This window comes from Providencia stuartii, from assembly GCF_029277985.1.
Lineage (GTDB): Bacteria > Pseudomonadota > Gammaproteobacteria > Enterobacterales > Enterobacteriaceae > Providencia > Providencia zhejiangensis.
Genome location: NZ_CP119546.1, coordinates 801,592 through 815,150, shown reverse-complemented (window position 1 = coordinate 815,150; position 13,559 = coordinate 801,592). Strand labels below are relative to the sequence as shown.

Here is a 13,559-nt window from a genome sequence, read left to right as displayed (position 1 = left end):
ATTTTGCTATGATAAAAATCAGCCCGGCAAAACCGGGCTGAGGGTTATTATATCAGTTAATTTGCTTTCTTTTTGTCCTTATCCGGTAAGAAACCCTCTAAGATCACTAAAGCAGCACCAATACAAATCGTAATATCTGCAAGGTTGAATGTTGGGTAATGCCAATTACCAATATAAAAATCAATATAATCGACAACGAAACCGTGCATCAACCGGTCACTAAGATTACCAATTGCTCCACTGATAATTAGCGCATACGCAATATTGCTTAAGCGTTTTTGCGCACTTTGGCGATACATCATCACCATTAGGATGATAGATATCGCGATGGCTACCCCAGCAAAGAACCAGCGTTGCCAGCCGCCCTCATCAGCGAGAAAGCTAAATGCAGCACCGAAGTTCTGTGCATACATTAAATTGAGATAAGGCATGACTGGATGCGCATCATACAGCGTCATCTCTTTCAAGACTAACTGTTTGATGCCTAAATCCAATGCTATCAATACAACGGTTAACCACAGCCAGCGCAATCCAGTAGAACAAATAGGTTTCTTCATTATGCAAATTTACGTATTTCACCGTTTCCGGCTACGTTAGTGACACAGCGACCACACAGTTCAGGGTGATCCGCAACGGAACCTACATCATTAGCATAATGCCAACAGCGAGGACATTTCTCACCGGAAGCTTTGCTAAAGCCAATTTTTAAACCACTCAGTTCAGACGCCTGTGCATCCGCTGGCGCTGACGCAATATCAACAACGGAAGCTTGAGAGGTCAAAAGAACAAAGCGTAATTCATCTGATAAACTGTTCAGTTTAGCGGCTAGATCTTTATCTGCATACAAGACAACAGAGGCTTCTAACGAACCACCAATGTGTTTATCCGCACGAGCTTGTTCAAGAACTTTGTTCACTTCACCACGAACAGCGAGCAATTCAGCCCAGAAGTCATCGTTCATCTCTTCAGATGCCGCTAAGCCAAACAAGGCATCATACCATTCTTCAGTTAATACAAACTTAGCACGCTCACCCGGCAATTCGTTCCATATTTCATCCGCGGTGAAAGAAAGCACAGGTGCAATCCAACGAACAAGCGCTTCCGCAATATGGAATAGTGCAGTTTGGCAGCTACGACGCGCTAAGCTGTCACTTTTCGCAGTATATTGGCGATCTTTAATGATATCCAGATAGAAAGAGCCCATTTCGATAGAACAGAAATGCATTAAACGCTGAATGACGGATAAGAAATCATATTCATCATACGCTTTTGTGATCTCTTTTTGTGCTTCTAGCGCACGTCCCACCGCCCATCTATCCAACGTCACCATCTCTTCAGGCTTCACCATATCCGTTTCAGGATTAAAGCCATTTAAGTTAGCAAGTAAGAAGCGCGCGGTGTTACGAATACGGCGGTAAGAATCAGCGGCACGTTTTAAGATTTCATCAGACACTGCAATTTCACCAGTGTAATCTGTTGATGCTACCCATAAACGTAAAATATCCGCACCCAGTTTATTCATCACATCCTGTGGACTGATCGTATTGCCTAAAGATTTGGACATCTTACGGCCTTGACCATCGACAGTAAAACCATGCGTCAGTACTTGACGATAAGGTGCTTTACCTTTCATCGCTGTTGACAGCATTAATGACGACATAAACCAGCCACGATGTTGGTCTGAACCTTCAAGGTACATGTCGGCTGAGTTACCATGATACTCTGGGCGCGCATCCACAACGGCAAAGTGGGTCGACCCTGAGTCAAACCATACGTCTAATGTGTCTGGCACTTTACGGTAGATTTCAGCTTCATCACCTAATAGTTCTGCTGGATCCAGATCCCACCATGCTTGGATACCATCCACTTCAACACGTTTAGCGACTTCTTCCATCAACTCCAACGTGCGAGGATGTAGCTCTTCAGTGTCTTTATGCACGAACAGCGACATCGGGGTACCCCAAGTACGCTGACGAGAGATACACCAGTCAGGGCGATTTTCAACCATGGCTTCAATACGTGCACGACCCCAACCAGGGATCCACTGAACGATATCAATCTCTTTTAATGATTGCTCACGTAAACCGTTTTTATCCATGCCAATAAACCATTGTGGTGTAGCACGGAAAATAACCGGCGTTTTGTGACGCCAGCAGCATGGATAGCTATGTGAAATTGCTTGCTTATACAGCAATGCGCCTTTTTCTTTGAGTAATTCAACAATGACATCGTTAGCCTTGAAGATGAACACACCATCTAATGTTGGGTATGTGTTCGCAAGGAAGCAACCATCGGGACCGACTGGGTTCGCCGTTTCTAGACCATATTTTTGACCGACGACATAGTCTTCAGGACCATGTCCCGGCGCAGTATGTACTGCCCCTGTACCTGCATCTAAGGTTACGTGATCACCTAAGATAGCAGGAACATCAAAGCCCATAAATGGATGCTGGAAGCGCAATAATTCAAGGGCACTACCTTCACATTCACCCAGCACCTTCCAAGACTCAATGCCCGCTGTTTTCATGACATCTTCAACGAGATCAGCAGCAAGGATAACTACTTCGCCATTGGCTTCAACCAACTGGTATTTAAACTCAGGGTTCAGTGAGATAGCGCGGTTCGCGGGTAACGTCCAAGGCGTTGTTGTCCAAATAACTAACGCTGGCGTTTTATCGCCCGCCACACCGAATTTTTCGTACACCGCATGACTATCTATCGCAGGGAAGCGCACAAAGATAGAGGGTGACGTTTTATCATAGTATTCCACTTCTGCTTCGGCGAGTGAAGAACCACAAGCTGTACACCAGTGAACAGGTTTTGCCCCTTTCACTAGATGACCATTCGCGATAGTTTTCCCTAAGGCTCTGATAATGTTTGCTTCTGTTTTGAAGTCCATCGTCAGATACGGCTTATCCCACTCACCCAAAACACCAAGGCGAATAAAGTCAGCTTTTTGGCCTTCAATTTGCTCTTTCGCATATTGACGGCATTGTGCGCGAAATTCAGCGGCGGAAACTTTTTCCCCTGGCTTACCGACTATTTGCTCAACTTTATGTTCAATAGGTAAACCATGGCAATCCCAACCAGGGATGTATGGGGAATCATATCCCGCCAACCCTTTGGATTTAATAATAATGTCTTTGAGAATTTTGTTAACTGAGTGACCAATATGAATACTACCGTTAGCATACGGAGGGCCATCATGCAAAATAAACGTTTTCTTACCTAATTTTGCCTGACGGATAGCTTGATACAAACCTTCTTTGTACCAACGTTCTAACATTTGTGGTTCGCGTTTAGCGAGATCGCCACGCATTGGAAACCCTGTTTCTGGTAGATTCAGGGTATTTTTATAGTCACTCATCGATTCTCAGTTCCATTTTTCCGCTAAATTATCTGACATTCGTTGCAGCTAAGTAATCTCTAGCCACAATCACATCTTTAGCAATTTGCTCCTTAAGCGCGTCTAATGAAGCAAACCGCTGTTCGTCACGTAACTTCTTACGTAACACGACATCAATATGACGTCCATATAAATCCATATTGGCATCAATTAGATGAACTTCTAATTGTTGGCCTTTACCAGATACTGTTGGTCTAGTACCAATATTTGCCACGCCGGGTAGAGGCTTATCCCCTAAACCATAAACTTCTACAGCATACACACCCGTCACTGGTGTGACTAATCGTTTTAACGGCAAATTAGCCGTCGGGAAACCAATAGTACGCCCAAGTTGATTTCCATGAACAACGCGTCCACTGATACGATATGGGTGGCCTAATAACGTTTCCGCTAATGCCAGATCGTTATCTTGTATTGCTTTGCGAATCGCAGTACTACTGATACGTAGCCCTGAATCACAAAAACTTTCAGTATCCGCGACTTCAAATCCATACTGATCGCCTGCTTGCTGTAGGAAAGCAAAATCTCCCATGCGATTCTTGCCAAAACGAAAATCATCGCCAATAGCGAGATATTTCACGCCCAGTTTTTTTACCAGTAACTCTGCAACAAACTCATCGGGTGTTAAAGAGGCAAAGTGTTGATTGAACTCAACACATAGTAGGTAGTCAATCCCACTATCAGCCAAGTATTTCACTTTATCTCGTAAACGAGTCAGACGAGCAGGTGCTTTGTCACCGATAAAAAACTCAAGAGGTTGTGGTTCAAAAATCATCACAACAGTGGGTAACCCCAACTGCTCACCTTTTTGCTTCAAATTTTGAAGTAAAGCCTGATGCCCACGATGGACACCATCAAAATTACCAATAGTCAGCACGCAACCATGATGGTGCGCCCGGATATTTTGTATACCGCGAATTAGCTCCATAACAGGCTCAATACCGAGGAAATTGCTGGATTATACCTTGTACGACGCTTAAGGTTAACCCAAGTTCGTAAAAGGTTGCATTCAATCGCCATTTTTTGATCAAAATATCACTTAAAGGGAGCTTTTGGCCCAGATAAACCGTACTGCTTAATGACTTTTAACTGGTCAAAATTCTCTATCGCGAATATAAAGATCAAAATATAGGGATAACCAATGGATTATCAATACAACAAAATTGCGCTGAGGTCTCGAAAAATCGTAAATTTTTCTGACTTTCGTACAGACTTATGCAACCTATTGTTATCAATGGATAACAAATAACCAATTTTTGTTCAATAATCATACCCGTCGCTATTATCTTCACCTCAAAAATTTTTTCAGTAAAAATTTTTTTTATTATGTGTCATCAAATACGCTTTTTTTCGTGTGAAGATCTGTATTCCTCTAGCATTTGCTGGTAGAATCTTGCACCATTCACAACCGCACATGCGTCGATGTACACGACGTTTATTTGCACAAATCCATTGACAAATGAAGGCCGAAAGGGCATATTCCTCGACCTTTGAATTGTCCTCAATAGAATACATTTGGGAGTTGGACCTTGGCTAATATCAAATCAGCTAAGAAACGCGCTATACAATCTGAGAAACGTCGTCAGCATAACGCTAGCCGTCGTTCTATGGTGCGTACTTTTATCAAGAAAGTTTACTTTGCGATCGCAGCTGGCGATAAAGAAGCAGCTCAGAAAGCATTCAATGACATGCAACCTATTGTTGATCGTCACGCCACTAAAGGCCTGATCCACAAAAATAAAGCTGCTCGTCATAAAGCTAACTTAGCAGCTCAAATCAAAGCGATGTAATATTGCTTCTTGATTAGCTAAAAAAACCGGCTCTTGCCGGTTTTTTTGTCTGTCATACTTTTTTCTCAAGTTTATCAAATGGTGCAGAGAATAAATTGGAAAAATCTTTATTACAGACACGCTGAACGGCTGGATGTTGGATCATACGTTCTGCAAAAATCACAAAATACTCTTCTTTAACGCTATCTAACCTGCCTAGTTCGATAACATCCTCACCTTCCAAAATATCCGCGGCATATAATGATGGCGCCACAAAGATTGCATTATGAGACACACCAAAGGCTTTCATTAACGCAGCATCATCAAATTCACCCAGTACTTCAACTTGCAAATTCTTATTACGGATCCAAGTCAATAAGTGGCGTCCCAACATTGAACGGCGACCCGGTATTAATAAACGACGTTCTTCTAGACATTCAGGAAAAGGTTTCTTAGGTATGGGTTGACGGCAGAAGAAACTGACGCTGCATTCGCCTAACTTCACAGAAAATAAACCTTCCTGCTGTGATGAGTCCACTGGACAATCCGATAAAATCATATCCAATTTATGTTGGCTCAGTTGTTCGAGTAACATTTCGTGCGTCGATTCAAAACAGCGTAGATGAATCTGTTCATGTTCAACGACAGCAGTTTCTAAAACGCGACTGACTAATTGTTTTGATAACGCATCGGCAACGCCAACATCAAACAAAAGGTTTGATTCTCGACTGTAGTTAACTATGTCAAGCATCTCTTGGCTTAACATAAACATTTTATCTGCGTAGCGAAAAATGAGTTGCCCAAGCTCCGATGGAACTAATCCACGCCCTTGACGCTTAAATAACTTGCCACCTAATCGTTCTTCTAATGCTTTTATCTGTCCGGTAATCGTTTGAGGCGTTAAATACAGCGCTTCGGCTGCCCCAACGACAGAACCTTCTTTACATACATGCCAAAAATAATAAAGATGATTAAAATTAAGATGTGAAACCCGCATATCGATTCCTTCTGTACCGCCAATAATAATCAATACTGACCATACTGTTTTTCTCTGCCCCTTTTGCAGGAGTTATTATGGAAATACCCACAACACGAACAATGCGTGTTGTGGGTATATCATAGTCCATTAACTCGGGAATTCTTACTATTTATTTCTGAAATTATCGGAATTCAGACAATAGTTACTTTTGTTGAATCTTCGGTAAGACTACTCTTAATAAAAAATAACCTAAAAACGCAGCGAGTGTTGATCCAATCAAAATTCCCAGTCTTGAATAGGTGCTATAGCTATCATCGAGCCCGTCAAATGCGAGTCCTGTAATAAAAATAGACATAGTAAAACCGATTCCACATAAGACTGAAACGGCAAATACCTGTTTTAAATTGATAGACTCAGGTAACTTCGCAAACCCAAGTTTTACCGAAATCCAGCTAAACAGAAAAATACCTAATGGTTTACCAAATAATAAGCCCGCAGCGATCCCCAAAGGTAATGTGCTTATTAATCCATCGAATGTGACGCCGTTTAATTGTACTCCTGAATTTGCAAAAGCAAAGATAGGTAGAATCATGTAAGCGACCCATGGATGTAGCACATGTTCGAGTTCTTCTGATGGTTTGGTATTGTTAGTACCACGCAGCGGAATCAAGAATCCAACGATAACACCAGCAAGCGTTGCATGAACTCCAGACTTGAGAATACATACCCAAAGAATCAGTCCAATGACTAAATATGCTGCGGTATTTTCAACTCTTCGCCAATTCATGAAGACCAATAAGGCAACACACAAAGCGGCTAGGCCAAGCACAACTAGCGATAATGAGCTCGTGTAGAAAAAAGCAATAATCACAATGACACCAAGGTCATCAATGATCGCCAAAGCTAACAAAAAGACTTTCAGTTCTGTTGGTACCCGCTTCCCTAATAGAGCCATTACACCCAATGCAAAAGCAATGTCTGTTGCTGCGGGTATTGCCCAACCTTGGCGAGTGACCTCATCTGCACCGTTAAATAATAAATAAATTAACGCAGGAGCTAACATTCCCCCTAATGCTGCAATCGCGGGAAAAATCGCTTTGTCTTTCCCCGCTAATGAACCTTCAAGTAACTCTCGTTTAACTTCAAGGCCCACAACGAGAAAGAAAATAGCCATCAAAAAATCGTTAACCCATAAAATTAACGGTTTATCTAGTTCTAGTGATGAAATTTTCACGGAAATAGGGATATCTAAAAATTGCTGATATAGCCCCTGAGCTGGCGAATTCGCCATAATTAATGCGACTATGGCAGCAATAATTAGGAGTAGCCCTCCTGCTGCTTCTAACCTTAAAAATTTACGGATGATTGCTGTCATATGTTTAACCCCAAAATAAATAGAGTGTTAATATTATGCTAATCATTAATTCGTAAAAAGTCGTTTATTTATCAATAATAGATCGACATTACCGAATAATATGCGAAATTGCTCACTCTTTTTGCTAAATTATCGTTAAATTTAAGTATAAATAAATTATTTTGATTTTATCTTTTTCTTTTTTCAGCAGCAGACTCGATTCAGTTTCTTTAGCTAAAATAAACGACTTTTGCTGTGTAACGAGGCGATTTTTAGACAAGACTGTTTTTGTGCGTATAGGCTCGTAAACCTGTATTTTGGTTTGCAAAAAAAAGAGAAGCTTCTCGAAGCGCTTCACAAAAATGTTCCATTACGCAATACTGGGTAACTATTTTAAATAAATGCTATTTTCTTATGACGACGACTATCTTACTGGCTGTATTATTTGCCGCATTTTGTCACGCGTGTTGGAATGCTTTAGTTAAATTTGGTAACGATCGTTTTTTTGGCCTCGTCATGGTCGCCTTTTTTTCAGGAGTATTAACGCTACCGGCCCTATTTCTACTTGGACTGCCTCCCGTTAATGCCCTACCTTGGTTAACTTTGTCTGTCATTTTTCATATTGGCTATACCTATTTTTTGAGCCAAGCATACACACATGGTGATTTAGGGCAGATTTACCCGATTTCCCGTGGTTCCGCCCCACTGATTACCGCATTACTCAGCCTCATCATTTTTAATGAGATGCTTTCATTATCTGGTTTTCTAGGTATTTTATTGATTATAAGTGGTGTGGTGATTATTGCATTTGCAGGTAAAAAATTTACCTTTAATATCAAGGGAAAAGCACTATTTTACGCATTATGTACCGCGTTTTTCACTGCCTGTTATACCTTATCAGATGGGCAAGGCTCTCGTGCCAGTGAAGATCCGATTATTTATACGTTATGGCTATTTTTACTCAATGGGATAGTGCTCATCATTCCCGGCATAATAAAATACAAAACAACATTATTTCAAGGTATTAGGCAGTATTGGCGTTCTGGACTAATGGGAGGGCTAATGCAGCTGATAAGTTATGGCATTGCCATCTGGGCTATGAGCCAAGCCTCTATTGTGTTAGTGGCAGCCATCAGAGAAACCAGCGTACTTTTCGCAATGTTTTTATCCATCGTTTTCTTAAAAGAAAAATTTAATATGATGCGAATTATTGCATGCTTAGTCATTCTATCCGGTGTATTACTTGCAAAGCTGGCTAGCTAATCAGCAATTATAATCACTGATAAAAAAATACCCGCAGCTAGCGGGCATTTTCAATTATTTATTAGTCAGGTCATCAAAGAATTTTTTAACACCGTCTAAAAAACTTTTTGTGCGCGGACTATTTTTTTCACCGCTGCTACCACCTAGTGACTCACCAAACTCTTTGAGTAACTCTTTTTGTTTCTCATTTAACTTAACTGGCGTTTCAACCACAATGTGACACATCAAATCACCTTGTAACCCACCACGAACGGATTTCACGCCTTTACCTTTCATACGGAAAATCTTGCCCGTTTGCGTTTCCGCAGGGATTTTGAGTTTTACACGTCCATCAAGAGTTGGGACTTCAATTTCTCCGCCCAATGCCGCAATTGCAAAGTTAATCGGAACTTCACAATGCAGGTTATTACCTTCACGCTCAAAAATATTGTGTGGTAATACATGCACTTGAACGAATAAATCGCCTGCTGGTGCACCATTTTCGCCTGCTTCACCTTCACCAGACAAACGAACACGGTCGCCAGTATCTACACCCGCTGGAATTTTAACGGATAATGTTTTATAGCGCTCAACACGTCCATGACCATGACACTTGTTGCACGGATCTTTAATGACCTTACCGCGGCCATGACACGTAGGACAAGGCTGTTGTACCGAAAAGAATCCCTGACGCATGTGGACTTGTCCCATACCATGACAAGTTGGGCAAGTATCAGCACTCGTTCCGGGTTTAGCACCACTACCATGGCAAATATCACAAGTTTCCAACGTTGGAATACGGATCTCTTTGGTCACTCCACGGACAGCCTCCTCAAGAGTCAGTTCCATGTTGTATTGTAAATCAGAACCACGGCTTGGGCGCTGCTGTCTGCGGCCGCCTCCAAAAATATCACCGAAGACGTCACCAAAGATATCGCTAAAGTCCGCACCGCCGCCAAAACCACCGCCGCCGCCGCCGCCAAAGCCACCTTGTTCAAAGGCTGCATGACCATATTGGTCATAGGCTGCGCGTTTCTGCTCATCAGAAAGGACTTCGTAAGCTTCTTTTATCTCTTTAAATTTAACTTCTGCTTCATCTTTTTTATCCTGATTACGGTCAGGATGATACTTCATCGCTAAACGCTTATATGCGCGTTTGATATCTTTATCAGAAGCATTTTTTTCGAGGCCTAATACCTCATAAAAATCTCTTTTTGCCATTTATTTTACCCTTAACATGCCGACACGGGCGTAGAGTTTCCTCGACGCCCGTGTTCGGTATCAGTAACCATTAATAACCATTAGCAAGGTCACTGCGCCCGCTAAGGGCATTATTTTTTATCTTTATCGTTAACTTCTTCGAATTCCGCATCAACGACATCGTCATCTTTCTTAGCTTCTGCGCCTGCATTCGCTGAGCCAGCCTGAGCTTGTTGCTGTGCAATTTCCAGAAGTTTAGCAGAAGCAGTGACCAAAGCTTGAATCTTCGCTTCGATTTCTGCTTTATCTTCGCCTTTACTTACCGCTTCCAGCTCAGATGTTGCTTTTTCAATGTTTTCTTTATCTTCAGCAGGCAGCTTGTCGCCAGCTTCTTCGATTTGTTTACGAGTACCATGAATCAACTGGTCAGCTTGGTTACGAACTTGAACTAACTCTTCAAATTTACGGTCAGCTTCTGCGTTCGCTTCCGCGTCACGTACCATTTTTTCGATTTCCTCGTCATTTAGACCAGAAGAAGCCTTAATGGTAATGTTTTGCTCGCGACCACTGTTTTTATCTTTTGCTGATACATGCAAGATACCATCAGCATCGATATCAAATGTCACTTCAATTTGCGGCATGCCACGTGGAGCAGGCTGAATACCATCTAAGTTAAACTGGCCTAATGATTTGTTATCACTTGCACGTTTACGCTCACCTTGCAGAACATGAATAGTCACCGCTGCTTGGTTATCTTCCGCTGTTGAGAACACTTGGCTATGTTTAGTAGGGATAGTGGTGTTCTTCGGAATTAACGACGTCATCACGCCACCCATCGTTTCGATACCTAAAGACAGTGGAGTCACGTCAAGTAACAGAACGTCTTTAACATCACCAGCTAATACACCACCTTGAACAGCGGCACCAATAGCAACTGCTTCATCTGGGTTAACATCTTTACGTGGTTCTTTACCGAAGAAATCAGCAACAGCTTTTTGAACCATTGGCATACGAATCTGACCACCAACTAAAATAACATCGCTGATATCATTCACATTCAGACCCGCATCCTGTAGAGCAACTTTAACCGGCTCCATGGTGCGTTTAACTAAATCTTCTACCAGTGACTCTAATTTTGCACGAGTCACTTTAATGTTCATGTGTTTAGGACCCGTTGCATCCGCAGTAATGTACGGCAGGTTCACATCTGTTTGTTGTGCTGAAGAAAGTTCGATTTTCGCTTTCTCTGCCGCTTCTTTCAGACGTTGCATTGCCAGCGGATCATTGCGTAGGTCAACACCTTGCTCTTTCTTGAACTCTTCAACTAAGTAGTTGATCAAACGGTTATCAAAGTCTTCACCACCTAAGTGAGTATCACCATTGGTCGCTAGCACTTCATACGTTTTTTCGCCGTCAACTTCATCAATCTCAATGATTGACAGGTCAAAGGTACCACCACCTAAGTCGTAAACCGCAATAGTACGGTTACCGATTTCTTTATCTAAACCATAAGCCAATGCAGCTGCTGTGGGTTCGTTGATAATACGCTTAACATCTAAACCAGCGATACGGCCCGCATCTTTAGTTGCTTGACGCTGAGCATCGTTAAAGTAGGCTGGTACGGTAATAACAGCTTCTGTTACTGGTTCACCCAAGTAATCTTCTGCTGTTTTTTTCATTTTTTTCAGAACTTCAGCTGAAACTTGTGGTGGAGCCATTTTTTGGCCTTTCACATCTAACCAAGCGTCACCGTTATCTGCCGCAATAATTTTGTATGGCATGATAGAAACGTCGCGCTGAACTTCTTCGTCTTGGAAACGACGACCGATCAAACGTTTGATCGCAAACAATGTATTTTCTGGGTTGGTCACTGCCTGACGTTTTGCTGGCTGACCGACCAAAATTTCACCGTCTTGTGTGTACGCAATGATGGAAGGAGTAGTACGATCACCCTCGCTGTTCTCTAGAACACGAGCAGTTGTGCCATCCATAATTGCAACGCATGAGTTAGTTGTACCCAAGTCGATACCAATAATTTTACCCATCTAAAACGCCTCCAAAGGAATTCTTTCTATTCAATTTCGATATCAATCTATATGAGGCTCAATATTTCATTTTCAAGGGAGTTTTTACTCCGAGACTCAATTTTTTTGCTTTATGCAATAATTCGATTGATCACGAGTGATGCTGTAAAGATGGGGTCGTAAATTCATTCATCAAGGGGACGACTTAAAAAAATTTCATATTTTTTGCAAAAAAAACTGTCTTTTGATCATTGTTTCAACAATAAAAACTGCGTATTATTCGCCGCCAACTGAGAACAGCTGGCGGAGTTACTTTATATCTTATTGAATATTAATGATTTTTAACCAGAGGTTATATGCAATCTAGCGCTATTGCTAATCCGGGTCCACTTGGTTTATTGGGCTTTGGTATGACAACAATTCTGCTTAATCTCCATAATGCAGGTTTTTTCCCTCTCTCATCGGTTATTTTGAGCATGGGAATTTTTTATGGTGGTATTGCTCAGGTGATTGCCGGACTTATTGAATATAAAAAAGGAAATACGTTTGGCGCAACTGCATTTAGTTCATATGGCATGTTTTGGTTAACATTAGTTGGCTTACTATTTTTGCCAACAATGGGTTTAGCTGAAGCAACGTCTCCAGACTTCTTAGGTATTTACTTACTCATTTGGGGTATCTTTACCTTCTTTATGTTCCTTGGAACATTCAGAGCTAATTTCGCCCTGCAATTCATCTTTGCTAGCCTCACCGTACTGTTTGCATTACTCGCAATCGGTAATTTAACGAATAATGCAACGCTGTTAACCATTGCGGGTTATGAAGGGATAATATGTGGCGCAAGTGCATTTTACTTGGCCATGGCTGAGGTATTGAATGAGCAATATGGCAAAACCATTTTGCCTATAGGGCAACGTCACTGATTTTAAAGGAATAGCTGTCAGGTGAGCTAGCCTCACCTGACCTAGCAATCATTCACTACGGATCGCTGACTTCGGCCTAAAAGCCTTAACAACCGCAGGGTCTGTTTCCACATATGGCCCATCAAGAAGTTGAATGCAATAGGGAACGCTAGCAAAAATCCCTGATACCATCACATTCCCTTCAGCATCTTTCAATCCTTCCAATGTTTCTGCTATCGCTTTCGGTTGACCAGGCAAATTCAAAATTAATGCTTGATTGCGTATCGCCCCGACTTGGCGGGAAAGGATGGCTGTTGGTACAAACTTCAAGCTAATTTGACGCATTTGCTCACCAAAGCCGGGCATTTCACGGTCCGCAATCGCTAATGTGGCATCGGGAGTGACATCGCGACGAGCAGGTCCAGTTCCTCCGGTCGTTAAAACTAAATGGCAAGCAAATTCATCCACCAACTCACACAACGTCTGCTCAATCATGATTTGCTCATCAGGGATCAGGCGAGTTTCAATACGAAAAGGCGTTGTTAACGCTTTTGCAAGCCATGCTTCCAAAGAGGGAATACCTTTATCTTCATAAATACCACTTGAAGCACGGTCAGAAACCGAAACCAAACCTATGCGCAATTCATCCATACCAACCTCAATAAATAACCTATAAAATGCTT

11 protein-coding genes are annotated in these 13,559 nt (G+C 41.9%); 3 read left to right on the top strand and 8 right to left on the bottom strand.

Translation table 11 applies throughout. The features are described from left to right. Positions 1–56 precede the first annotated feature (56 nt). The 3 genes from lspA to ribF are packed head-to-tail and all read right to left on the bottom strand — an operon-like array spanning position 57 to position 4,334. Positions 57–557 carry a signal peptidase II gene (gene lspA, locus P2E05_RS03470; protein WP_272578203.1) on the bottom strand — a complete coding sequence of 167 codons (501 nt, stop codon included), beginning with the start codon at positions 555–557 and terminating at the stop codon, positions 57–59. Beyond that, positions 557–3,367, bottom strand: a complete 2,811-nt coding sequence (ileS, locus tag P2E05_RS03465) for an isoleucine--tRNA ligase (RefSeq protein WP_154622428.1) — start codon at positions 3,365–3,367, stop codon at positions 557–559. Before ileS ends, lspA begins: the two co-directional genes overlap by 1 nt. Positions 3,368–3,395: 28 nt before the next feature. After that, positions 3,396–4,334 carry a bifunctional riboflavin kinase/FAD synthetase gene (ribF, locus tag P2E05_RS03460; RefSeq protein WP_154622429.1) on the bottom strand — a complete coding sequence of 313 codons (939 nt, stop codon included), beginning with the start codon at positions 4,332–4,334 and terminating at the stop codon, positions 3,396–3,398. Between the two features lie 601 nt (positions 4,335–4,935). Here ribF and rpsT point away from each other — a divergent pair. After that, positions 4,936–5,196, top strand: coding sequence for a 30S ribosomal protein S20 (rpsT, locus tag P2E05_RS03455; RefSeq protein WP_154622430.1), 261 nt, complete (start codon positions 4,936–4,938; stop codon positions 5,194–5,196). Between the two features lie 52 nt (positions 5,197–5,248). On the opposite strand, the gene nhaR is transcribed toward rpsT, so the two are convergent. Together nhaR and nhaA are read right to left on the bottom strand one after the other, a co-directional pair. Continuing rightward, entirely contained in the window at positions 5,249–6,172 is a 924-nt protein-coding gene (gene nhaR / locus P2E05_RS03450; RefSeq protein WP_154622431.1) for a transcriptional activator NhaR, read from the bottom strand. Positions 6,173–6,356: 184 nt separating this feature from the next. Further along, positions 6,357–7,529, bottom strand: coding sequence for a Na+/H+ antiporter NhaA (nhaA, locus tag P2E05_RS03445; RefSeq protein WP_272657667.1), 1,173 nt, complete (start codon positions 7,527–7,529; stop codon positions 6,357–6,359). Positions 7,530–7,922: 393 nt separating this feature from the next. Here nhaA and P2E05_RS03440 point away from each other — a divergent pair, with 393 nt between their 5' ends. Then, complete coding sequence (locus P2E05_RS03440; protein ID WP_247046875.1) at positions 7,923–8,771, top strand: EamA family transporter; 849 nt, start codon at positions 7,923–7,925, stop codon at positions 8,769–8,771. A gap of 54 nt (positions 8,772–8,825) precedes the next feature. Here P2E05_RS03440 and dnaJ read toward each other — a convergent pair whose 3' ends face one another. Then, positions 8,826–9,971 carry a molecular chaperone DnaJ gene (gene dnaJ / locus P2E05_RS03435; RefSeq protein WP_163860687.1) on the bottom strand — a complete coding sequence of 382 codons (1,146 nt, stop codon included), beginning with the start codon at positions 9,969–9,971 and terminating at the stop codon, positions 8,826–8,828. Positions 9,972–10,081: 110 nt separating this feature from the next. Next, on the bottom strand, positions 10,082–11,995 hold the full coding sequence (dnaK, locus tag P2E05_RS03430; RefSeq protein WP_154622435.1) for a molecular chaperone DnaK: 1,914 nt from the start codon (positions 11,993–11,995) through the stop codon (positions 10,082–10,084). A gap of 335 nt (positions 11,996–12,330) precedes the next feature. On the opposite strand from dnaK, the gene satP reads away from it, so the two are divergent. Continuing rightward, positions 12,331–12,897 carry an acetate uptake transporter gene (satP, locus tag P2E05_RS03425; protein ID WP_154622021.1) on the top strand — a complete coding sequence of 189 codons (567 nt, stop codon included), beginning with the start codon at positions 12,331–12,333 and terminating at the stop codon, positions 12,895–12,897. A 48-nt stretch (positions 12,898–12,945) separates the two neighbouring features. Here satP and mog read toward each other — a convergent pair whose 3' ends face one another. After that, the gene (gene mog, locus P2E05_RS03420; RefSeq protein WP_154622020.1) at positions 12,946–13,527 is read right to left on the bottom strand and encodes a molybdopterin adenylyltransferase; all 582 of its coding nucleotides are present in this window, start codon (positions 13,525–13,527) and stop codon (positions 12,946–12,948) included. Between the last annotated feature and the right edge of the window lie 32 nt (positions 13,528–13,559).

Excerpts from the sequence above, each read along its gene's own strand:
- lspA (WP_272578203.1), bottom strand. The coding sequence starts at position 557 with ATGAAGAAACCTATTTGTTCTACTGGATTGCGCTGGCTGTGGTTAACC.
- ileS (WP_154622428.1), bottom strand. The coding sequence starts at position 3,367 with ATGAGTGACTATAAAAATACCCTGAATCTACCAGAAACAGGGTTTCCA.
- ribF (WP_154622429.1), bottom strand. The coding sequence starts at position 4,334 with ATGGAGCTAATTCGCGGTATACAAAATATCCGGGCGCACCATCATGGT.
- nhaR (WP_154622431.1), bottom strand. The coding sequence starts at position 6,172 with ATGCGGGTTTCACATCTTAATTTTAATCATCTTTATTATTTTTGGCAT.
- nhaA (WP_272657667.1), bottom strand. The coding sequence starts at position 7,529 with ATGACAGCAATCATCCGTAAATTTTTAAGGTTAGAAGCAGCAGGAGGG.
- P2E05_RS03440 (WP_247046875.1), top strand. The coding sequence starts at position 7,923 with ATGACGACGACTATCTTACTGGCTGTATTATTTGCCGCATTTTGTCAC.
- dnaJ (WP_163860687.1), bottom strand. The coding sequence starts at position 9,971 with ATGGCAAAAAGAGATTTTTATGAGGTATTAGGCCTCGAAAAAAATGCT.
- dnaK (WP_154622435.1), bottom strand. The coding sequence starts at position 11,995 with ATGGGTAAAATTATTGGTATCGACTTGGGTACAACTAACTCATGCGTT.
- satP (WP_154622021.1), top strand. The coding sequence starts at position 12,331 with ATGCAATCTAGCGCTATTGCTAATCCGGGTCCACTTGGTTTATTGGGC.
- mog (WP_154622020.1), bottom strand. The coding sequence starts at position 13,527 with ATGGATGAATTGCGCATAGGTTTGGTTTCGGTTTCTGACCGTGCTTCA.